Source organism: Amycolatopsis sp. NPDC114504, from assembly GCF_055633595.1.
The window spans coordinates 529857-550030 of record NZ_JBVKDU010000001.1 but is presented as its reverse complement, the minus strand read 5'-3'; the positions used below and the strand labels follow the sequence as shown (position 1 = coordinate 550030).

20 protein-coding genes are annotated in these 20174 nt (G+C 72.9%); 14 read left to right on the top strand and 6 right to left on the bottom strand.

Going from position 1 to position 20174, the window contains the following annotated elements:
• Nucleotides 1–10: 10 nt before the first annotated feature.
• Complete coding sequence (locus tag ACZ7PG_RS02660; protein ID WP_470237342.1) at nt 11–913, top strand: trypsin-like serine peptidase; 903 nt, start codon at nt 11–13, stop codon at nt 911–913.
• Nucleotide 914: 1 nt separating this feature from the next.
• Here ACZ7PG_RS02660 and ACZ7PG_RS02655 read toward each other — a convergent pair whose 3' ends face one another.
• Nucleotides 915–1874 (bottom strand): LysR family transcriptional regulator, encoded by a 960-nt coding sequence (locus ACZ7PG_RS02655; protein WP_470237341.1) that lies wholly within the window; start codon nt 1872–1874, stop codon nt 915–917.
• A 141-nt stretch (nt 1875–2015) separates the two neighbouring features.
• Between ACZ7PG_RS02655 and ACZ7PG_RS02650 the strand changes: the two genes are divergently transcribed.
• The 3 genes from ACZ7PG_RS02650 (at nt 2016) to ACZ7PG_RS02640 (ending at nt 3977) form a co-directional block, all read left to right on the top strand.
• Nucleotides 2016–2819 (top strand): alpha/beta hydrolase, encoded by an 804-nt coding sequence (locus ACZ7PG_RS02650; RefSeq protein ID WP_470237340.1) that lies wholly within the window; start codon nt 2016–2018, stop codon nt 2817–2819.
• Nucleotides 2820–2823: 4 nt separating this feature from the next.
• Entirely contained in the window at nt 2824–3618 is a 795-nt protein-coding gene (locus tag ACZ7PG_RS02645) for an SDR family NAD(P)-dependent oxidoreductase (protein ID WP_470237339.1), read from the top strand.
• Nucleotides 3619–3701: 83 nt separating this feature from the next.
• Entirely contained in the window at nt 3702–3977 is a 276-nt protein-coding gene (locus ACZ7PG_RS02640; RefSeq protein WP_470237338.1) for a DUF3253 domain-containing protein, read from the top strand.
• Nucleotides 3978–3995: 18 nt separating this feature from the next.
• Here ACZ7PG_RS02640 and ACZ7PG_RS02635 read toward each other — a convergent pair whose 3' ends face one another.
• On the bottom strand, nt 3996–5411 hold the full coding sequence (locus ACZ7PG_RS02635) for an FAD-dependent monooxygenase (RefSeq protein WP_470237337.1): 1416 nt from the start codon (nt 5409–5411) through the stop codon (nt 3996–3998).
• Between the two features lie 112 nt (nt 5412–5523).
• On the opposite strand from ACZ7PG_RS02635, the gene ACZ7PG_RS02630 reads away from it, so the two are divergent.
• The gene (locus tag ACZ7PG_RS02630; RefSeq protein ID WP_470237336.1) at nt 5524–5865 is read left to right on the top strand and encodes a VOC family protein; all 342 of its coding nucleotides are present in this window, start codon (nt 5524–5526) and stop codon (nt 5863–5865) included.
• A 3-nt stretch (nt 5866–5868) separates the two neighbouring features.
• Here the strand turns inward: ACZ7PG_RS02630 and ACZ7PG_RS02625 are convergent, their stop codons facing one another.
• Nucleotides 5869–7140 (bottom strand): LLM class flavin-dependent oxidoreductase, encoded by a 1272-nt coding sequence (locus tag ACZ7PG_RS02625; protein WP_470237335.1) that lies wholly within the window; start codon nt 7138–7140, stop codon nt 5869–5871.
• Nucleotides 7137–8108: an LLM class flavin-dependent oxidoreductase gene (locus ACZ7PG_RS02620; protein ID WP_470237334.1), complete on the bottom strand. Its 972-nt coding sequence runs from the start codon at nt 8106–8108 to the stop codon at nt 7137–7139. The genes ACZ7PG_RS02625 and ACZ7PG_RS02620 overlap by 4 nt, the downstream gene beginning before the upstream one ends.
• 114 nt (nt 8109–8222) lie before the next feature.
• On the opposite strand from ACZ7PG_RS02620, the gene ACZ7PG_RS02615 reads away from it, so the two are divergent.
• From ACZ7PG_RS02615 to ACZ7PG_RS02605, 3 genes are all read left to right on the top strand, one after another.
• Entirely contained in the window at nt 8223–8399 is a 177-nt protein-coding gene (locus ACZ7PG_RS02615) for a hypothetical protein (protein ID WP_470237333.1), read from the top strand.
• Nucleotides 8400–8599: 200 nt separating this feature from the next.
• Nucleotides 8600–9919, top strand: a complete 1320-nt coding sequence (locus ACZ7PG_RS02610; protein ID WP_470237332.1) for a PepSY-associated TM helix domain-containing protein — start codon at nt 8600–8602, stop codon at nt 9917–9919.
• Nucleotides 9916–10518, top strand: coding sequence for a DUF5134 domain-containing protein (locus ACZ7PG_RS02605; RefSeq protein ID WP_470237331.1), 603 nt, complete (start codon nt 9916–9918; stop codon nt 10516–10518). The genes ACZ7PG_RS02610 and ACZ7PG_RS02605 overlap by 4 nt, the downstream gene beginning before the upstream one ends.
• 70 nt (nt 10519–10588) lie before the next feature.
• Here the strand turns inward: ACZ7PG_RS02605 and ACZ7PG_RS02600 are convergent, their stop codons facing one another.
• Both ACZ7PG_RS02600 and ACZ7PG_RS02595 read right to left on the bottom strand, forming a co-directional pair.
• On the bottom strand, nt 10589–11308 hold the full coding sequence (locus tag ACZ7PG_RS02600; protein ID WP_470237330.1) for a zf-HC2 domain-containing protein: 720 nt from the start codon (nt 11306–11308) through the stop codon (nt 10589–10591).
• Between the two features lie 41 nt (nt 11309–11349).
• A complete protein-coding gene (locus ACZ7PG_RS02595) occupies nt 11350–11925 on the bottom strand; it encodes a sigma-70 family RNA polymerase sigma factor (RefSeq protein WP_470237329.1) in 576 nt (191 codons plus the stop codon).
• 143 nt (nt 11926–12068) lie between these two features.
• Between ACZ7PG_RS02595 and ACZ7PG_RS02590 the strand changes: the two genes are divergently transcribed.
• The 6 genes from ACZ7PG_RS02590 (at nt 12069) to ACZ7PG_RS02565 (ending at nt 20136) form a co-directional block, all read left to right on the top strand.
• Nucleotides 12069–12275 carry a heavy-metal-associated domain-containing protein gene (locus ACZ7PG_RS02590; protein ID WP_470237328.1) on the top strand — a complete coding sequence of 69 codons (207 nt, stop codon included), beginning with the start codon at nt 12069–12071 and terminating at the stop codon, nt 12273–12275.
• An 83-nt stretch (nt 12276–12358) separates the two neighbouring features.
• Nucleotides 12359–14554: a heavy metal translocating P-type ATPase gene (locus tag ACZ7PG_RS02585; RefSeq protein ID WP_470238984.1), complete on the top strand. Its 2196-nt coding sequence runs from the start codon at nt 12359–12361 to the stop codon at nt 14552–14554.
• Between the two features lie 273 nt (nt 14555–14827).
• On the top strand, nt 14828–15751 hold the full coding sequence (locus ACZ7PG_RS02580; RefSeq protein ID WP_470237327.1) for an ABC transporter permease: 924 nt from the start codon (nt 14828–14830) through the stop codon (nt 15749–15751).
• Complete coding sequence (locus ACZ7PG_RS02575) at nt 15751–16746, top strand: ABC transporter permease (RefSeq protein ID WP_470237326.1); 996 nt, start codon at nt 15751–15753, stop codon at nt 16744–16746. The genes ACZ7PG_RS02580 and ACZ7PG_RS02575 overlap by 1 nt, the downstream gene beginning before the upstream one ends.
• 10 nt (nt 16747–16756) lie before the next feature.
• Nucleotides 16757–18430, top strand: coding sequence for an ABC transporter substrate-binding protein (locus ACZ7PG_RS02570; protein ID WP_470237325.1), 1674 nt, complete (start codon nt 16757–16759; stop codon nt 18428–18430).
• On the top strand, nt 18427–20136 hold the full coding sequence (locus ACZ7PG_RS02565) for an ABC transporter ATP-binding protein (RefSeq protein ID WP_470237324.1): 1710 nt from the start codon (nt 18427–18429) through the stop codon (nt 20134–20136). Before ACZ7PG_RS02570 ends, ACZ7PG_RS02565 begins: the two co-directional genes overlap by 4 nt.
• Nucleotides 20137–20174 lie beyond the last annotated feature (38 nt).

Here is a 20174-nt window from a genome sequence, read left to right as displayed (position 1 = left end):
TCCACCGTTCATGATCTTCACGAAGCGGCGTCTCGTTCTGGCCCTGCTGGTCGCCATCGGCGCCACGGCGGTGGCCGCGCCGGCGGACGCGGCCGGCGACCAGGTGGTGACTCGGGTGAGCGCGGCGGACCGCGCCGCCGCGCTGGCCCACTGGACGCCGGAGCGGATGCGGCAGTGGGTCGGCGCCGACTGGCTGCCGCCGGCCGAGAAGATCGGCCGGGAATGGCCGGGGGCGGTGCCGGCGGGCGTCGGGCGGCTGTTCTTCACCGCCGTACCCGGCGTCGACGAGTCCTGCACCGCGACCGTGGTTCCCAGCGCCACCAAGGACGTCGCGCTGACCGCCGGGCACTGCGTCAACGGCGGCCTGGACCGGTTCGACCACCCGATCAAGATCGTCAACGTCGTGTTCGTCCCGGGCTACGACCACGGGAAGGCGCCGCACGGGGTGTTCCCGGTCCGGGCTTTCGCCTGGTCGAGCACCTATTCGGGCCCGACGAGCGGGACCGACGACGACGCCGTGCTCGCCCTGGACCCGGTCGACGGGCACCACGCCGCCGACGTCGCGGGCACCCAGGACGTCTCGTTCGAGCGGCCACCGTCCCCTGTGGACACCACCATGCTCGGCTACCCGGTCTCGAAGGCGGCCGGCGGCGAGGCGTTGTTCTCCTGCGCCCGGCCCGCCACGCTCGAGTCCAACTCGGTCACGACGACGTGGAACACCGGCTGCGACCTCGCCGGCGGCTCCAGCGGCGGCCCGTGGCTGCGGGACTTCGACCCCGCCACGGGCCGGGGGACGATCTTCAGCGTCACGAGCCGGGGAACGATGACCGAGGACGGCGTGACCACGGACCTCAGCGGCGCCGCGTTCACCGACCCCGTGCGGGCGCTGTACGAGCGCGCGGGGGAGCTCTGAGCTAGGCGGTCGTGAGGTCTTCCGGCGGGACCCACAGCGGAGCGGTGTCCGCGTGCTCGGGGTGGAGCCAGCCGCGCTGCCCGGCGGTCTCCCGCGCGATCCGCAGGTAGGCCCGGACGGTCTCCGGTGGCTCGCCGTCCCGCCAGGCCAGCGACCACGGGTAGACCGGCTGCAGCTCGCGGGGCCGGTGGACCGGGAGGCCGCGGTCGGCGTAGCGGCGGGCGTAGCTGTCGAACTCGAGCAGGTAAGCGCTGTCCCGCGCGCGGCTGACGGCGGCGTGGCAGTTGTCGAACGTGCCGGGGTTGCCCAGCCAGCGCAGGGCGACGCCGGTGTGCTGCTCCCAGGAGCTCAGGTACCGGCCGTGCACGTTGTACAGCGCCGTGCCCGGGCCGTCCGCGAAGACCTCGAGGGACCGCTCGTGCAGCGACGCGGCCGGCCGGCTCGGGTCGCCGGGCCTGCCGACCAGCCAGAACGGCTCGAGCCGCAGCAGGGCGTGCCGCCACCCGGCCGGGTATTCGGCCTTGAGGCCGCTGGTGACGCGGATGATCGCGACGTCGAGGTGGTCCTCGAGCAGCGCGGTGAGCTGGCGGGCGCTGTCCATCTGGCTCTGCACGAGCCGGACCCCGGGGTGGGCGGCGAGGAAGGCGTCGGCGACCACCCGGCTGGTGTCCAGCTCGAAGATGTGGGCGACCCGCAGGTGGTCCGGCGCGGGTTCGCGCAGCATCTGGTCGGCGGTGGCCAGCAGCTGCCGGGCGAGCTGCAGGAACCGCTCGCCGCGCGGGGTCAGCGCGACGTGGCGGCTGTCGCGCACCAGCAGGGGCGCGCCGACGTCGGCTTCGAGCCGGCGGATCTGCTTGGACAGCGTCGGCTGGCTGATGAACAGCCTGGTGGCGGCCCGCCCGAAGTGCAGCTCGTCGGCGACGGTGACGAAGTACCGCACCAGCCTGAGGTCGAGGTCCATGCGGGCCTTCCGGCGCGAAGGGAGTGAGGCAGTGCGTCAACGATGCCACCACGGCTATCGATGCGGACCCGACAGGTCTTGGACGCGGGGGCCGCGGGTCGTGTTGGCTTGGGGGAAAGCCCCCGCGAACTGGAGGATCCGATGGCCGAGCCGGGCCGCACCCCTGTCGTGTTCATCCACGGACTGTGGCTGCACGCCACCTCGTGGACGCCCTGGATCGAGCACTTCCGGGCGGCCGGGTACGAGCCGGTCGCCCCGGGCTGGCCGCACGAGCCCGAAACCGTCGAACAGGCCAGGGACAACCCCGACGCCGTCGCGGACATCGGGATCGACGACGCCACCGGCCACTACGCCTCGATCATCGCCGGCCTCGGCCGGCCGCCGGTGATCATCGGCCACTCGTTCGGTGGCCTGATCACCGAGAAGCTGCTGGGCCGGGGCATCGGCCTGGCCGGCGTCGCCATCGACCCAGCCCAGATCAAGGGCGTCCTGCCGCTGCCGCTGGCGCAGCTGCGCGCCGGGCTGCCGGCGCTGGGCAACCCCGCCAACCTGCACCGGGCCGTTTCGCTGACCGAGAAGGAGTTCCGGTTCGGCTTCGGCAACGCGCTGTCGGACGAGGAGTCCTCGGAGCTCTTCCGGCGCTGGACGATCCCGTCGCCGGCCCGGCCGCTGTTCCAGGCCGCGGCCGCCAACTTCGTGATGCACTCCGAGGCGAAGGTCGACACCCACCGCGAGGACCGCGGCCCGCTCCTGCTGATCTCCGGCACCGCGGACCACACCGTCCCGGACGTCGTCACCCGCTCGACGCTCAAGCAGTACCGGGACTCCACCGCCGTCACCGAACTGAAGCAGTTCGAGGGCCGCGGCCACTCACTCACCATCGACAGCGGCTGGCGCGAGGTCGCCGACGCCGTGCTCGGCTGGCTGCGCGAGCACGGGATCTAGGCGGGTGGATCTCGGACTGGACGGCGCGGTCGCCGTCGTCACCGGCGCGAGCCGGGGGATCGGCCTGGCCGTCGCCGAAACCCTGGCCGCCGAGGGGGCCCACGTCGTCGCCGGCGCCCGCGACCCGGGGCCGGATCTGGAGGCCCTCGCCCGGGCCGGGAAGGCGCACACCCTGGCCGTCGACCTCGGCACCGCCGAGGGGCCGGGGCGGCTCGCGGAGCTGGCGCTGACGGAGTTCGGCCGGATCGACGTCCTGGTCAACAACGTCGGCGCGGTCACGCCGAGGCCGAACGGCTTCCTGCTGGTCACCGACGACGAGTGGACCCGGTCGCTGACGTTGAACCTCCTCAGCGCGATCCGGGCCACGCGGGCGGTGCTGCCGGCGATGGTGACGGCCGGCCGCGGCAGCGTCGTCACGATCGCCTCGATCAACGCGAGCCTGCCCGACCCCGGCGTCATCGACTACAGCGCGGCGAAGGCGGCGCTGGTCAACTTCACGAAGTCGGTGTCGAAGGAGTTCGGCCCGCACGGCATCCGCGCCAACGCGATCAACCCGGGCCCGGTGGCGACCCGGCTGTGGCTCGGCAGCGGCGGCGTCGCCGAAACGATCGCGGCGAGCACGGGCGCGAACCCCGAGGCGGTCGCGGAGGAAGCGGCCTCGCACGCGGTCACGGGCCGTTTCACGCAACCGTCGGAGGTCGCGAACCTGGCGGCGTTCCTGGCGAGCGACCGGGTGGCCGGCAACATCACGGGTGCGACGTTCGCGATCGACGGCGGGTATTCCACGGAGACGCACTAGGGTCGGACGCTGTGCGATCGGCGCCACGACGGGAGTTGGAGCGAATCCGCGCGGGCGGTGGTCCGGGCACGGAGGAGGCCGCCGTGGCGCTGACCGCGGGGAGCGCCGCGGACCGGCTGCGGGCGGCGGTGCTGGCCCTGGCCACGGGGCGCGGCGCGGAGAGCAGCACGTGCCCGTCGGACGCGGCGCGAGCGGTGGCTGAGGAGTGGCGTCCCCTGCTGCCGGAGGCGCGGGAGGTGGCTCGCGAGCTGGCCCGCGCGGGCCGGGTGCAGCTGACCCAGCGCGGCCGGCCACTCGACCCGGACGGCGAGTGGCGAGGTCCGATCAGAATCCGGCTGCCTCGCCCCGCGGAGAGCTAGTGGTGGCCCAGCGGTGGATCAGCCGTCAGGCTCGCCGAACCAGCGAGCCAGCTGGCCGTTCAGCCCCTCTTGATCCTCGCCGATCCAGGCGACGTAGCCGTCAGGGCGGACCAACACCGCCGGGACGTCCAACGCCGCCGTCGGGTCCGCGATGAGGTCCACCCGGTCCGACCAGCCCTTGACCGCCAGCCGCTCCGTACGGTCCAGCACCAGTCCGCGGCCCTCGCGCAGCTGGTCGTAGAGCCGACCCTGTTTCAGGTCGAGGTCGCGCAGGCGGCGGCCGAGCAGGTCGGGCCCCGGGCCGAAGTCGTAACGGATGCCCAGCGCGGTGATCTTCTCGATCAGGTGCCGGTTCACCTCGTCGATGTCCATCAGCTCGGTCAGGAGCCTGCGCACAGCCCGCGGGCCCGGCCCGGCAGCACTCAGCTCCACCTGGGCCCGCGTGTTGTTCAGGACGTCTTCGGCGACCGGATGACGTTCGGCGTGGTACGTGTCCAGCAAGTCTTCCGGTGCCCGGCCGCTGATGTGCGCGGCCAGCTTCCAGCCCAGGTTGACCGCGTCCTGGACGCCCAGGTTCAACCCCTGGCCGCCGGCGGGCGGGTGGATGTGGGCCGCGTCGCCGGCCAGCAGGACCCGCCCGGTCCGGTACCGCTCGGCCAGCCGGGTGGCGTCGCCGAAGCGGGACAGCCAGCGCGGGGAGTGCACGCCGAAGTCGGTGCCGGCAGTGGCGCGCAGCTGCTGCTTGAAGTCCTCGATCGTGGGCGGCTCCTTGCTGACTCCCTCGGCGCGGACGACCACGCGGTAGACCCTTTCGCCGAAAGGCCGGAGGCTGAACATCTTGTCGGTCTCGTGGACTTCGGCCGTCTTGGCCGCGATCTCCGCCGGCGACGCCCCCACTTCCAGCTCGCCCATCAGTGTGTCGGTCCGCGAAGGCTCACCGGGGAAGCCGACGCCGAGGAGCTTGCGCACCGCACTGCGCGCGCCGTCGCAGCCGACGAGGTACCGCGCGCGCAGCCGCTCGCCGTCGGCCAGCTCGACGGTCACTCCCTCGGCGTCCTGCTCGAACCCGGTCACCGCGCTGCCGCGCCGGATCTGCGCGCCCAGGTCGAGCGCGTGCTCACCGAGCAGACGGTCGACGACCGGCTGCGGGATGCCCAGCTGGTAGGCGGAATCCAAGCCCTCGGGCGCGGGTCTCGGGATGGCCGCGAAGACACCGCCGACCGGACGCTGTCTTCCGTGTGCGAGCAGGCGATCCAGCAGTCCGCGCATCGCCATCAGCTCGAGGCTGCGCACGTGCAGGCTCACCACGCGGACGAACGACGAAACCGGCTCGGGCTCCTTCTCCACGACGAGGACCCGCACGTCGTGCAGCCGCAGTTCCGCGGCCAGCATGGCACCGGTCGGTCCGCAACCGGCAATGATCACATCGAGCATGAACCACCACCCATTCGCTCAGCGGCCGCCCAGTCTGCGGTACCCCGGGTCCACCGGCAAGCGATATATGGTGCACGAAAGAGTACCGGCCGGGAAGAACGGAAACCCCGCTATGCCAGCGATCCACCACGTGGCGGTCGTCGTCGACGACCTCGACCAGGCCGTCGGCTTCTACACCCGCGCGCTGGGCTTCCGGCTCTCCACCGGCCGCCCCGGCAACCTCCGCCCCGGTGCCTGGCTGGACGTCGGGGGCCAGCAGGTCCACCTCGTCGTCGGGGAACCGGGTCCCGCGCGGGGGCAGCACTTCGCCGTGCTCGTCGACGACCTCGACGCGGAGGTCCGGCGGCTGCGGGGCGAGGGGTTCGACGTCAGCGATCCCGTCCCCGTCGGCGCCGCGCGCCAGTCCTTCCTCGCCGACCCCGCGGGGAACGCGATCGAGCTCCACGAGAAGTAGCGGTCACGGCAGGTCGAGGTGCTCCCGCAGGGTCGTGCCCTCGTACTCCGTCCGGTAGACGCCGCGGTCCTGCAGCTCCGGCACCAGCCGGTCGACGACGTCGTCCAGCGCGGCCGGCACCAGGTGCGGGCTGAGGTTGAACCCGTCCACCGCCCGGGTGCGCACGTACCGCGCCCATGCGTCGGCGACCTGCCCCGGCGTCCCGACGAAGCCGTGCTGACGGGGTTGCACCTCGAGGACGAGCTGGTGGATCGACAGGTTCTTCGCCTCGGCCAGCTCCCGCCACCGCCGGATCCGGTCGGACTTGCCCGTCCGGTCCTCGATCGAGACCGTCCCGCGTGACGGGTCGAGCTCCCCGTCGGCCGGCTCGACGTCCGGCAGCGGGCCGTGCGGGTCGTACGCCGAGAGGTCCTGGCCCCAGTACTGCTCGAGGAACGCCAGCGCGCGCTGGGGCGTGATCTGGCGGCGCCGGATGTCCTCGGCCCGCTCGGCCGCGTCGGCCGGGGTGTCGCCCAGGACGACGGTCGCGCCGGGCAGGATCCGCACCGCGTCGGCGGGCCGGCCGTGGCGCGCGAGCCGGGCGCGCAGGTCCTCGGCGTAGGCGACGGCCTTGTCGTAGGCGGTGTTCGCGGAGAAGACGACGTCCGCGTACTTCGCCGCCAGTTCGCGGCCGCCGGGGGAGTCCCCGGCCTGGAACAGCACCGGCCGGCCCTGGGGACTCGGCGGCACCGTCGGCGTCGCGCGCAGGTTCACCAGGTCGGTGTGCCGCGCGACCGGCCCGCGGTCGGACCACAGCGCCAGCGCGGCCTCGACGAACTGCTCGGCGCGCTCGTAGCGGCGTTCGTGCGCCAGCCAGCCGCCGCGCCGGAAGTTGGCGCCCGTCCAGGCGTTGTCGGTGGTGACGATGTTCCAGCCCGCCCGCCCGCCGGAAAGATAGTCCAAAGAGGACAGCCGGCGGGCGAGGTCGGCGGGGAAGTTGTACGTCGTGTTCTGCGTGGCGACCAGCCCGATCCGGGTCGTCGCGCCGGCCAGCGCGCTCAGCTGGGTGATCGCGTCCGGGCGGCCGGCGACGTCGAGGGCGTGCACGCGGCCGCGGTTCTCCCGCACCCGCAGCCCTTCGCCGAGGAAGAAGGCGTCGAACAGGCCGCGTTCGAGCGTCCGCGCGACGGAGACGTAGGTCTCGATCTCGGTGTGCGCCGCGTTCGACGGGTCGTCCCACAGGTAGTGCGGGCCGACGCCGGTGTAGAACACGCCCAGGTGCAGCCGCGCGCTCATGCGGCACCGCCGGTCGCGAACAGGCTCACCGGACGGGCGAGGCCGAGCGAAGCGCGCAAGGTGGCGCCCGGTTCCGGCGAGCCGAGCAGACCTTCGGTGCGCAGCGCGGGCAGCACCTCGCCGGTCAGCACCGGCAGGTCGGCGGCGAGATCCGCGGGGTGCAGCCGGACGCCGTCGACGCTGGTGGCCAGCCAGCCCAGCAGCTCGGTCAGGCCGGGTGCGGATCCGGTGTAGCGCAGGCGATCCCCGGGTGGCCGGCGCTCGGCGGCGCCGAGAACGACCTCGACCTCCGCGAAGACGAGCGGAGTGCCGGTCTCGCGGGCCTGCCGGGCGCGGGTGCGGACGTCGTCGAGGCCGGTGCCGCCGACGAGGACGATGTCCGGGCGGGCGGCTTCGGCCAGCGAGCCGTCGGCCAGCACGACGGGCCTGCCCTGCGGCGGCCGGGGCGTGATCAGCGGGCCCTTGACCGAGAACCGCGTGCCGGTGAAGTCGACGTGGTGCACCTTGTCCGGGTCGAGGTAGCGCCCGGTGGCGACGTCCTTGATGACGGCGTCGTCGTCCCAGGAGTCCCACAGCCGCCGCACGACCTCGACGACTTCGGCGACTTCGTGGTGCAGTGCGTCCGGGTCGAGCCGCGACCCGCCGACGGTGGCCAGCGCTTCGGCCGAGCTGTCGGCGCCGACGACCCAGGCGGCGCGCCCGTGCGAAGCGTGGTCGAGGCTCGCCAGCTGGGCGGCCAGGTGGAACGGCTCGGCGGTGGTGACGTTCGCGGCCGGCGCGAGCCCGATCCGGTCGGTCAGCGTCGAGACGTAGGCGGCGCGGGTGGTCGCCTCGGCCCGCCGGCCACCGGCGGGGGAGTCGTCGAAGGTGACGAACGTGAAGCCACCGCGTTCGGCGGCGGTGACGACGTCGGCGAGCGGGTCGGCGCCGTCGATCTCCACCGCGACGTGCAGGCTGCGAGAAGTCATGGCTCCACAGCTATCCGGTGCCCGGGCCGCCGCGCACCTGCTTTCAGGATGTGGACGCACTGGGCCGGCGGGCCCGCGGGGCCGACAATGTCCGGACGGCGGAAGGGGTGCACGATGAAGCGGATGATCGACGCGCTGACCCGGGCGTTCACCGGCTTCGGGTGGGTGCTGGTGCCGCCGGTCCCGCCGTTCGAGCCCGGCGTGGCCGTGCCGGTCCCGCGGCCGGCGGACGTGCCGAGAGTGCCGTTGTCGCGCCGGGAACGGGAAGCGTTCTGGCGGATCGTCGGCTGAGTCCACAAAGGACGGTCGGGTCGGCGTGACCGGCGCCGAACCTTCGAAGCGGTGAACGATCCCGTCGAGCGCGGCGTCGCGGGCCTCCGCCCGGCGGGTGGAACGGCTTGACGCGGTGCGCCGGGATTCCCGGGAACCGATGGCCGGGTCCAGCCGACCTTCTACTGGAGCGGTACGCCGCTCGAGGAGAAGGGAGCTCGATGTCGATCGACCAGAGCGACGAGCGCACGGCCGAGCCGGCGGCACCACCGCGGGTCACCTGGGCGGCGATCCGGCCGCTGGTGCTGCGCCTGCACTTCTACGCCGGGGTGTTCATCGGGCCGTTCCTGCTGGTCGCCGCCGTGACGGGGCTGGCCTACGTCTGGACGCCGCAGCTGGAGCAGTCCGTCTACGACCACGAACTGCACGTCCCGGCCGCGCCCGGCGTCGTTCCGCTGGAGCGGCAGGCCGCCGTCGCGCGGGCCGCCGTGCCCGACGGGACCGTGACCGGCATCCGGCCCGGGCCCACGCCGACCGACGCGACGCAGGTGATCTTCAGTCGGCCCGGGCTCGAGGCCAGCTACCACTGGACGGTCTTCGTCGACCCGCACACCGCGGAGGTGCGCGGACAGCTGGAAACCTACGGTTCGGGCCAGGCGATGCCGGTGCGCGGCTGGGTCGACACCCTGCACCGCAGCCTGCACCTGGGCGACGTCGGCCGGTGGTACAGCGAGCTCGCGGCCAGCTGGCTGTGGGTGGTCGTGCTGGCCGGGCTGGTGCTGTGGCTGGGGAAGCGCAAGTCGTCACGGAGTGCGCGAGGGCGGCTGCTGTCGTGGCATCGCACGACCGGCCTGGTGATCGCGGCCGGGCTCCTGGTCCTGTCGGCCACCGGGCTGACGTGGTCCGAGCACGCGGGCGCGAGCATCAGTGAGCTGCGCTCGCAGCTGGACTGGACGACGCCGTCGGTGTCCACGGCGCTTCCGGCGTCCCCGGGTCAGGACGTCGGCGTGGACGCGGTGCGCGCGGCGACGGTGCGGGCCGGGCTGGCGGACCCCGTGGAGATCCGCCCGCCGTCCGCGCCGGGCAAGGCTTATGTGGTGCAACAGGTCGGCCGGGACTGGCCGACGAAGGCGGACTCGATGGCCGTCGACCCGGCGACCGGGCGGATCACCGACACGCTGCCGTTCGCCGACTACTCGCCGGCGGCGAAGCTGGCGCGGTGGGGGATCGACGCGCACATGGGCCTGCTGTTCGGCGTCGCCAACCAGATCGTGCTGACGGCGCTGGCGCTCGGGCTGATCGCGGTGATCGTCTGGGGCTACCGGATGTGGTGGCTGCGCCGCCCGACCCGAGGCGACGCGCGCGCCGGGCGTCCGCCGTCGCGCGGGACCTGGCGGCGGATCCCGGGCCGGGTGCTCGCGCCCGTGCTGGTCGTGACCGCGGTCGTCGGCTACTACCTGCCGGTGTTCGGCTTGTCCCTGCTGGGTTTCCTCGTCGTGGACCTGATCGTCGCGGCTCGTCGTCAGGAGGTGGCGTCGTGATCGAAGCGACGGGGTTGCGGTGGATCCTGACGATTGTCTTTGTCGCGACGGGGTTTTTCTGCGTGTACCGGTGTTTCCGGCAGGGGCCGGCGACGAGCCGCTTCGGCGACGTGCTGCACGCGGCGATGTGCGCGGGCATGGTCGCGATGGTGTGGCCGGCCACGATGAGCTTCGCCCGGCTGCCGCAGCTGGCGTTGTTCGGCGTCGCCGCGGCGTGGTTCGCGGTGGCCGTCTTCCGGGGCACCGCCCACGGCGACCGGTGGCACCCGGGCTACCACGCGGTGATGATGGCGGCGATGGCGTGGATGGTGCTCGCGATGCCCCGCGCGATGGTGGGCAGCGGCGCGGCGACGACGATGGACATGCCGGGGATGGAAGGCATGGCGATGGCGCTGCCGTCGGCCGGGGGTGGGGTGCCGGTCGACGTCGTGGTGGTCGCGGTGGTGCTCGCGATCGCGTTCTGCGTGGCGGGAGTGGCGTTCCTGGCCCGGGCGATCGACGGGGTGCGCGTCGCGTTGCCGCCGGTCCGGACGGCCGGGTGGGGTGCCGACGCCCTGATGGGCCTCGGCACCACGGTGATGCTGCTGGCGATGGTGTAGGTCGTGAGTGAGAAACAGTGTTCTAACCCTGTTTCTCACTCACGACCGGCCGCGGCGGAAGCTGGCGGCGTCAGGCCGCGCGGTGGCGGCTCGCCGGCCTGCGGGGGAACCGGCTGCGGACCGGAGCGAGCGGCGCCGGCGCGTCCTGCGACGGAAGCCGCACCTCCTCCTCGGTCCCCAGCGCGTCGGCGTTCAACGGCGCGGGCGCCGGCTGCCGGCGGTGTTCGCGGTGGACCACGAACATCAGCACCAGCCCCACGACCAGCAAACTGTGCGTCAGCAGGCGCCCGGCACCGACCTGGCCGTCGGACACGTCGATCGCCGACGCCACCCCCAGCACCAGCGCGAAACCGGCGACCAGCGGCAACTGCGCCCCCGCGGTCCGGGGTCGCAGGGCCGCCCACAGCAGACCGATGCCCAGGGCCAGGTTCCACGCCGCGCTCTCGTTGCTCAGGTGGATCGCCCCCGCGTGTGCCGCGTGCGCGTCCGCGGGGACCAGGAACTCGGCGAACCCGAGGCCGGACTGGACGAGCCCGACCAGTCCCAGCGCGACCCGCGCCGCCCACTTCTCGCGGGACGGCAGCGGTGCTCGCTCGAGGATCGCGGCCGTCAGGTCCGGCACCGCGGGCGCCTGGCGCACCATCGAACGGCGCAACCGCTGGGCCTGGTCCCGCCAGGCCTGGCACGCGCCGCAGCTCCGCAGGTGGCGGTCGACTTCGGCCTCGGGCAGGGGGCCGGTCTCGCCGTCCATCGCGGCCGACAGCGATTCCCGGAAAAGTGCGCAGTCCACGCCTAGATAGTCGCTCATGAGCCCGGCCCGGTTCCCGCGGATCAGACGACGGCGCTGCGCCGGGAGGGCGCGTCGGCCATCGCGGCGAGGAGGTCGTCGCGGGCCCGGGCGACGCGCGAGCGGATCGTGCCGATCGGGCACCCGCACACCTGGGCGGCGTCCGCGTACGACAGCCCGAGGGCCTGGGTGAGCACGAACGCGTCCCGCCGCTCGGGGTCCAGCGCCCCGACCAGCTGGTCCAGGACCACCTGCTCCTCCAGCAGCGACCGCGTCGACGGCTCGTCGCGCTCGGACAGCGTCTGCCAGTCGGCCGCGGACGCCGAGCGCGGGCGGCAGCGAGCCGCGCGGATGTGGTCGGCGACCGCGCGGCGGGCGATCGACAGCAGCCACGTGCGGGCCGACGACTCGCCCTTGAAGCGGCTCAACGAGCCCAGCGCCCGCAGGTAGGTCTCCTGGACCAGGTCGTCCGCCGTCTGCGCGTCGCCCAGGCTCGCCACGAACCGCCGGACGTGCGGCTGGGTCGCGCGCACGAAGTGCTCCAGCGCGACCTGGTCGCCGCGGCCGGCGAGCCGGGCCCAGGACGTGATTTCGTCGTCATCCGCACGCAGTGGCCTCACACCCGCTGATACGGCTGCCGGGCCGGAACGGTTGAAGATGATCTTGGGCGAAATTCGCGGGAACCATCCGAGCCCACCGGCCGACCTTGTTACGGCAAGGCCACTGCCCGATCTCGGGAAGGCCACGGCCGGAAGGCGCGATGATGACTCAGAGTACGTACGCGGTGACGGGGATGACCTGCGGGCACTGCGCCGCTTCGGTCCGCGAAGAGCTCGGCGAGCTGCCCGGCGTCCGGGCGGTCGACGTCGACGTGCCGGCCGGCCGCGTCGTCGTCACCAGCGAATCGGCCCTGGTCCTCGAGCACGTCGAGAGCGCCGTCCGGGTCGCGGGCTACCAGCTCGTCCGATGACCAGCGGGTACCTGCGCGACCCGGTCACCGCGCCCATCGCCGCGCTGCGGCCGCCGCGCGACGTGGAGCTGGTGGTGGGCGGCATGACGTGCGGCTCGTGCGCCGCGCGGATCGAACGCAAGCTCAACCGCGTCGACGGCGTCCGCGCGACCGTCAACTACGCCACCGCGAAGGCCGTCGTCTCGGTTCCGGCGTCGCTCACGGTCGAGGACGTCGTCGCGACGATCGAGGCCGCCGGCTACACCGCCCACCCGCCGGAACCGGCGGCGGTTCCCATTCCGGCGCACGATCCCGTGCGGCGGCGGCTGCTCGTGTCGGCCGTCCTCGCGGTGCCGGTCATCGTGCTCGCGATGGTGCCCGTGCTGCAGTTCCCGGCCTGGCAATGGGTGTCGCTGGTGCTCGCGACGCCGGTCGTGGTCTGGGGCGCGGGGCCGCTGCACCGGGCGGCGTGGGCGAACCTGAAGCACCGGACGGCGACGATGGACACCCTGGTCTCGATCGGGGTCGCCGCGGCCTACCTCTGGTCGCTGTACGCGCTGCTGCTCGGCGGCGCGGGCGAAATCGGGATGCGCCACGCGTTCGACTTCACCCTCGCCGCCGACCACGACGTCGACGGGATCTACCTCGAGGTCGCCACCGGCGTCACGCTGTTCATCCTGGCCGGCCGGTTCTTCGAAGCCCGCTCACGCCGGCGCGCCGGAGCCGCGTTGCGGGCGTTGCTCGACCTCGGCACGAAGTCCGTCTGCGTGCTGCGCGACGGCCGCGAAGAGCGGATCCCGATCGACGAGCTGCGCGTCGGCGATCGGTTCGTCGTGCGCCCGGGTGAGAAGATCGCCACCGACGGCGTCATCGAAGACGGGACGTCGGCGGTCGACCTGAGCCTGGTGACCGGGGAAGCGGTGCCCGTCGAAGTCGCGGCGGGCGCCGAGGTCGTCGGCGCGACGGTGAACATGAGCGGACGGCTGGTCGTGCGCGCCACCCGCGTCGGCGGCGACACGCGGCTGGCGCGGATCGCCGCCATGGTGGAGCGGGCCCAGAGCGGCAAGGCGGACGTGCAGCGGCTCGCCGACCGCGTGTCGGCGGTGTTCGTGCCGGTGGTGATGGCGCTTTCGCTGGCCACGCTGGTGTTCTGGCTCGTTTCCGGCGCGGAGACCGCGGCCGCGTTCACCGCCGCCGTCGCCGTGCTGATCATCGCGTGCCCGTGCGCACTGGGGCTGGCGACGCCGACCGCGCTGCTCGTGGGCACCGGCCGCGGCGCCCAGCTCGGCGTGCTGGTGAAGGGCCCGGAGATGCTCGAGTCGACGCGGCGGGTCGACACCGTCGTGCTCGACAAGACGGGCACGGTCACCACCGGCAAGATGAGCCTCGCCGCCGTCCGGACCGACGACGGCACGCCGCGCGACCTCGCGCTCCAGCTGGCCGGAGCGCTGGAAAACGCGTCCGAGCACCCGATCGCGGTCGCCGTCACGGCCGCGGCGGTCAAGCGGTTCGGCTGGGTGGGCCAAGTGCGGGAGTTCCGCACGGTGGCCGGGTTCGGCGTGCTGGGCCGGGTCGAGGGCCACCGCGTCGTCATCGGCCGGCCGGAGTTGTTGCGGCGGTTGAACGTCCGGCTGCCGCAGTCGCTGCTGCGCGCGAAGGAACGGGCCGAGCAGGAGGGGAACACCGCGGTGATCCTCGCCTGGGACGGGCTGGCGCACGCGGTGCTGGTGGTGGCGGACAGCGTCAAGCCGACGTCGGCGCCCGCGGTGTTCCAGCTGCGCCGGCTCGGCCTGAACCCGGTGCTGCTGACCGGCGACAACGAGACGGTCGCCCGCGCGATCGGCCGCGAAGCCGGGATCACCGACGTGATCGCGGGCGTGTCCCCGGAGCAGAAGGTCGAAGTGATCCAGGGGATGCAGGCCGAGGGCCGGGTGGTCGCGATGATCGGCGACGGCGTCAACGACGCGGCGGCGCTCGCGACGGCGGACCTGGGCCTGGCGATCGGCACGGGCACGGACGCGGCGATCGAGGCGAGCGACCTGACCCTGGTCCGCGGCGACCTCCTGGCGGCGGTGGACGCGATCCGCCTGAGCCGCCGCACGCTGGCGACGATCAAGGCGAACCTGTTCTGGGCACTGGCGTACAACGTGGCGGCGCTGCCACTGGCCGCGGCGGGCTTGCTCAACCCGATGATCGCGGGCGCGGCGATGGCGATGTCGAGCTGTCTGGTGGTGTCGAACAGCCTGCGGTTGACCCGGTTCCGGGGGAGCGCGTCCGGTCGGCCGGAAGTCTCCGCGTGATCTGGCGCCCGCCGGTTCAGCACCGACGTGGCGACCGGGTACCGGTTCGCCGGTCCGGGCCGGCACTCGAGCGGTGCCCGGACTCCCCGTCGCCACTGCCGGCGCTGACCTCGTACGCGGAGTGCGTCCGCATCCTGACCGAAAACCGGGGCGAACAAGACAAAACCTCACACCCGTGAGGGACTTGCCGTCCACATGGTGAGACGGTGGATCGATCACGGAAAAACTCCTTAAGGTCCCGATCGTCACTCGATCGGCTGAACTTGAGGTGCTGTGTCCGCCCCCTCCCTCCCGCCACTCGCGGCGCGCTCGCTGCCCGCTGCCGTGTGGCGTGCCGTCCGGTCCGGGCGGTGGACGTCCGCCTGTGCGGTGCTGGCCGTCCTGATCGTGCTCGTCGCCGCCGGTGCCGACCTGTTCGTCCTGGTCGAAGGCCAGAGCCTCACCCCGGACATCGCCACGCTCGGCCCCACCGGGCTGCCCGCCGGCACGCTCGGCGGGGTCAGCGGCGCGCACTGGTTCGGCGTCGAGCCGCTCACCGGCGTCGACCTCTTCGCGCTCGTCGCCCACGGTGCCCGGACGTCGCTGCTGGTCGGGCTCGGCGCGACCGTGCTGGCCACCGCGCTCGGCGTCGTGGTCGGGGTGAGCGCCGGCTACCTCGGCGGCTGGTGGGACCGGGCGGTCACCTGGACCGCCGACGTCATCCTCGGCTTCCCCTACCTGATCTTCATGATCGCGCTCGGGGCGGTCCTGCCGGTGGACTTCCCGCGCCAGATCACGCTCGTCGTGGTCCTCGGGCTCTTCGGCTGGCCGCGCATCGCCCGCATCGTGCGGGCCCAGGCCCTGACGCTGGCCAAGCGCGACTTCGTCGCCGCCGCACGAGCCGTCGGCGGCGGTCCGTGGCACGTGCTCACGAAGGAGCTGCTGCCCAACCTCTGGGCGCCGATCATCGTCGTCGCCAGCCTGTCCATCCCGTCGATGATCGGCAGCGAGGCGGCTCTCTCGTTCCTCGGCGTCGGTGTCCTGCCGCCCACCCCGAGCTGGGGCCGCACGATCAGCGCGGCCATCGACTTCTTCGAGACGGACCCGATGTACCTCGTCTTCCCCGGGCTGATGCTGTTCCTCGTCACCCTGGCCTTCAACGTCGTCGGCGACGCGATCCGCGACACCCTCGACCCGCGGTCGGGGGGTACCGCCTGATGCGCACCGCCCGCTTCGTCGCGACCCGCTTCGCCGGGATGCTGCTGGTCCTGCTCGTCGTCGCCTTCGTGACGTTCGTGGTCTTCTACGTCCTGCCCGCCGACCCGGCACGGATGGCCTGCGGCCGCCCGTGCTCGCCGGAGAGCCTCGCCATGGCGCGGGAGTTCATGGGCTACAACAGCCCGTGGTACCAGCAGTTCTTCGACTTCCTCGGCGGCATCTTCGGCGGCCGCGCGTTCGGCACCGGCGCCGCCGCGATCCACTGCGCCGCGCCGTGCTTCGGCTACGACTTCCAGAACAACGTCGACGTCCTCGGCGAGATCGGCAGCCGGGTCGGGGTCAGCTTCTCGGTCGCGCTGGGCGCGGCCGTGATCTGGGTCGTCCTCGGGGTCGGGCTCGGCGTGCTTTCCGCGCTGCGCCGGGGATCCGCCGTCGACCGGGTCACCATGGCCGCCGCGATGGCCGGCGTGTCGATGCCCGCCTACCTGGCCGGGATGATCGGGATCACGATCTTCGCGTTCGCCCTCGACGTCGTCCCGAAGAACGGGTACGTGCCGCTGACCGAGGATCCCGTGCAGTGGGCGTGGCACCTCGTGCTGCCGTGGTTCGTGCTGGCCTTCCTGCACGCGGCGATCTACGCGCGGCTCACGCGCGGCCAGATGCTCGAAACCCTCGGCGAAGACTACATCCGCACCGCGCGGGCCAAGGGGCTCACCGAGCGGAAGGTGGTGGGGCGCCACGCCTTGCGCAACGTCCTGCTGCCGGTGATCACCGTGTTCGGCGTCGACCTCGGCGCGCTGCTGGCCGGCACCGTGATCACCGAGCGGATCTTCGGCATGGCCGGGGTCGGGCGGCTGCTCGTCGACGCGATCTCGTCGCTCAACCTGCCGGTGCTGCTGGGCGTGACCCTGTTCTCCGCGCTGCTGGTCACGCTCCTGAACTTCCTGGTCGATCTCTGCTACGGCGCGCTCGATCCGCGAGCCCGCCTCGTCTGAAGGGGACACGATGAAACAGCTGCGGTTCGCCGCGGGGGTGCTGGCCGCCGTCACGCTGCTGACGGCGTGCGGGGCCAACGACACGCCGGCCGCCCAGGGCGGTGCCGTCAAGCCGGGTGGGAACCTCGTCCTGCTCAACGACGCGCCGTCGATCACCTGGGACCCGGCGAAGAGCTCCAACCTCGTCGTCACCACGCTCGGGCTGATCCACCGGCGCCTGACGTCGTGGGACGTCGCGCCGGGCAAGGACACCACGATCGTGCCCGACCTGGCCACCGACACCGGGAAGCCGAGCGACGGCGGCAAGACCTGGACGTTCACCCTGAAGGACAACCTCAAGTACGCCGACGGCACGCCGATCAAGAGCGAAGACGTCAAGTGGGGCCTGGAGCGCTCGTTCGCGCCTGCCTTCTCCGGCGGTCTGGCCTACCACAAGGACCTGCTCTCGCCGGGCCTCGCCTACAAGGGCCCGTTCGACGGCGGCAAGGAGCTCGACACCATCCAGACGCCGGACGCGAAGACGATCGTCTTCCACCTCGCCCGCGCGTACGGCGACTTCAACTGGGTCGCCAGCACGCCGGCGTTCTCGCCGGTGCCGAAGGGCAAGGGCGCCGAAGCGAACTACAACGACCACCCGGTCGCGTCGGGGCCGTACCAGCTGCAGAGCTACGAGCGCGGCAAGGCGGCGAAGCTGGTCCGCAACCCGAACTGGAGCCGGGACGAGGACACCACGCGCAAGGCGTACCCGGACACCATCGACTTCGAGCTCGGCCAGGACACCAGCGTCATCTCGAAGCGGCTCATCGACGACACCGGCAAGGACCGGAACGCCTTCGGGATGTCGTTCGCCTCGCCCGCCCAGCTGGCCCAGATCCAGGGCAACGCATCGGCGAAGTCCCGGCTCGTGACGTCGGAATCCGGTGCGCTGGCCTACCTTTCGCTCAACACCCAGCGCGGGAACCTGACCAACCCGAAGGTGCGCGAGGCGTTCCAGTACGCGGTGGACAAGGCCGCCTACCAGGTCGCGAGCGCGGGCAGCGCGCAGCTGGCCGGCGACGTCGCCACGACGCTGATCACGCCCGGCCTGCAGGGCCGCGAGCAGTACGACCTCTTCCCGGCGCCGCCGTCCGGTGACCCGGCGAAGGCGAAGCAGCTGCTCGCCGAGGCGGGCTTCCCGAACGGGATCGACGGCCTGGTCCTGGCCACGCACAACGAAAACGGCTACCCGGAGAAGGCCGCGGCGATCCAGGCGTCCCTGGCGCGGGCGAACATCAAGGTGACGATCAAGCCGCTCGACACGGACACCTACACGTCCGAAGTGGACACCAAGGGCCTGTCGGACTACGACCTGACGCTCACCTCGTGGCAGCCCGACATCCCGTCGGCCAACGCGAACATCCAGCCGCTGTTCCAGTCGACCGAGATCGGCAACGGCGGGTACAACGAGTCCCGCTACAGCAACCCCGAGGTCGACAAGCTGATCGCCGAAGCACAGGCCACCGTCGACCCGGCCGAGGCCGGCAAGAAGTGGGCGGCGTTGGACAAGAAGATCCTGGCCGACTCGCCGGTCGTACCGCTGATCTACACCCGCAACTCGTTCCTGCACGGGTCGCAGGTGGGGGACGTCCAGATCGGGCGCTTCCCGGCCTACGTCGACTACCGCAAGTTCGGGATCGCCCAGTGACCGGAGCCGGGCTCCTGCGGCTGCACGACGTGGCGGTCTCGTTCGGGGACGTCGAAGCCGTCCGCGGGGTCGGCTACGAGGTCCACGCGGGCGAGGTCGTCGCGGTGGTCGGGGAGTCCGGCTCCGGCAAGACGGTCACCGCGATGTCCCTGCTCGGCCTGCTCCCGCCCACGGCCCGCGTGACGGGCCGCGCGGAGCTGGCCGGGCGGGACCTCTACGCCATGACCCCGGCCGAGCTGCGCGCGGTCCGCGGCGGCGACGTCGGCATGGTGTTCCAGGAGCCGATGAGCGCGCTGAACCCGGTGTTCACGGTCGGCGACCAGCTCGTCGAGGCGATCCGGACGCACCGGGAGCTGACCGCCGCCGCGGCCCGGGACCGCGCCATCGAGCTGCTCGGCCTGGTCGGGCTGCCGGACCCGCGCGAGCGCTTCCGGTCGTACCCGCACGAGCTGTCGGGCGGGCAGCTGCAGCGGGTCGTGATCGCGATGGCGGTGGCGAACGAGCCGAAGCTGCTGATCGCCGACGAGCCGACCACCGCGCTGGACGTCACGGTGCAGGCGGAGATCCTCGAGCTGCTGCGGGACCTGCGCTCGCGGCTGGGCACGGCGATCCTGCTCATCACGCACGACATGGGCGTCGTCGCCGACCTGGCCGACCGCGTGGTGGTGATGCACGACGGCCGGGTCGTCGAGCAGGGCACCGCCGCCGCGATCTTCTCGGCGCCCACCGAGGACTACACGCGGCAGCTGCTCGGCTCGGTCGTCTCGCTGTCGAGCACGGCGACGACCGGGCTCGAACGCGCGCTGTCCGCGGACATCGAGGTGGGGCCGGGCCACGTCGCGGCGGCCGAACACCCGGCCACGGCGTCGGTCCCGGACGTCCCCGCCGAGACTCCGTTGCTGCGCGTGGCGGACCTGTCGGTGACCTACCGCGGCCGGTTCCGCGCGATCGCCGTCCGCGCCGCCGAAGGCGTGAGCCTGCACGTCGGCGCGGGGGAGGTGCTCGGGCTCGTCGGGGAGTCCGGGTCGGGCAAGAGCACCGTCGCGCGGGCCGTCACGGGGCTGCTCGCCCCCACCGCGGGGTCCGTCCACATCGGAGACACGGACATCACCCGGGTGCGCGGCCGGGCGGCGAAGGCGCTGCGGCGCCGGATCGGCGTGGTGTTCCAGGACCCGCTGTCCTCGCTCAACCCGCGGACGACGGTGGGGGAGAGCGTCGCGACCCCGCTGCGGCTGCACAAGGCCGTGCGCTCGTCCGAAGTGGACGGACGGGTGGCGGAGCTGCTGTCGGCGGTCCAGCTCTCGCCGTCGCTGGCCGGGCGGTACCCGCACGAGCTGTCGGGCGGCCAGCGCCAGCGCGCGTGCATCGCGCGGGCCCTGTCGCTGCGCCCGGACCTGCTGGTGGCCGACGAGCCGACGAGCGCGCTCGACGTCACCATCCAGGCGAAGGTCCTCGACCTGCTCCGCGACCTGCGGCGCGAGTTCGGGTTCGCGTGCCTGTTCATCAGCCACGACCTGGCGGTGATCGAGCAGCTGGCCGACCGGGTCGCGGTGATGCACCGGGGGCACGTCGTCGAGCAGGGCCCGACGAAGGAGGTGCTGACGGCACCGGCGCACCCGTACACGCGGCGGCTGCTGTCGGCGGCACCGGTGGCGCACCCGGAGGCCCAGCGCCGGCGCCGCGAAGCCTGGCGGCGGCTGCGCTGACCCGCGTGCTTACCTCCGAGGGAATTGTTTCCATGACC

Excerpts from the sequence above, each read along its gene's own strand:
- ACZ7PG_RS02625 (WP_470237335.1), bottom strand. The coding sequence starts at position 7,140 with ATGAGCGCGCGGCTGCACCTGGGCGTGTTCTACACCGGCGTCGGCCCG.
- ACZ7PG_RS02655 (WP_470237341.1), bottom strand. The coding sequence starts at position 1,874 with ATGGACCTCGACCTCAGGCTGGTGCGGTACTTCGTCACCGTCGCCGAC.
- ACZ7PG_RS02615 (WP_470237333.1), top strand. The coding sequence starts at position 8,223 with ATGAAGCGGATGATCGACGCGCTGACCCGGGCGTTCACCGGCTTCGGG.
- ACZ7PG_RS02585 (WP_470238984.1), top strand. The coding sequence starts at position 12,359 with ATGACGTGCGGCTCGTGCGCCGCGCGGATCGAACGCAAGCTCAACCGC.
- ACZ7PG_RS02610 (WP_470237332.1), top strand. The coding sequence starts at position 8,600 with ATGTCGATCGACCAGAGCGACGAGCGCACGGCCGAGCCGGCGGCACCA.
- ACZ7PG_RS02630 (WP_470237336.1), top strand. The coding sequence starts at position 5,524 with ATGCCAGCGATCCACCACGTGGCGGTCGTCGTCGACGACCTCGACCAG.
- ACZ7PG_RS02635 (WP_470237337.1), bottom strand. The coding sequence starts at position 5,411 with ATGCTCGATGTGATCATTGCCGGTTGCGGACCGACCGGTGCCATGCTG.
- ACZ7PG_RS02575 (WP_470237326.1), top strand. The coding sequence starts at position 15,751 with ATGCGCACCGCCCGCTTCGTCGCGACCCGCTTCGCCGGGATGCTGCTG.
- ACZ7PG_RS02590 (WP_470237328.1), top strand. The coding sequence starts at position 12,069 with ATGACTCAGAGTACGTACGCGGTGACGGGGATGACCTGCGGGCACTGC.
- ACZ7PG_RS02660 (WP_470237342.1), top strand. The coding sequence starts at position 11 with ATGATCTTCACGAAGCGGCGTCTCGTTCTGGCCCTGCTGGTCGCCATC.
- ACZ7PG_RS02620 (WP_470237334.1), bottom strand. The coding sequence starts at position 8,108 with ATGACTTCTCGCAGCCTGCACGTCGCGGTGGAGATCGACGGCGCCGAC.
- ACZ7PG_RS02570 (WP_470237325.1), top strand. The coding sequence starts at position 16,757 with ATGAAACAGCTGCGGTTCGCCGCGGGGGTGCTGGCCGCCGTCACGCTG.
- ACZ7PG_RS02650 (WP_470237340.1), top strand. The coding sequence starts at position 2,016 with ATGGCCGAGCCGGGCCGCACCCCTGTCGTGTTCATCCACGGACTGTGG.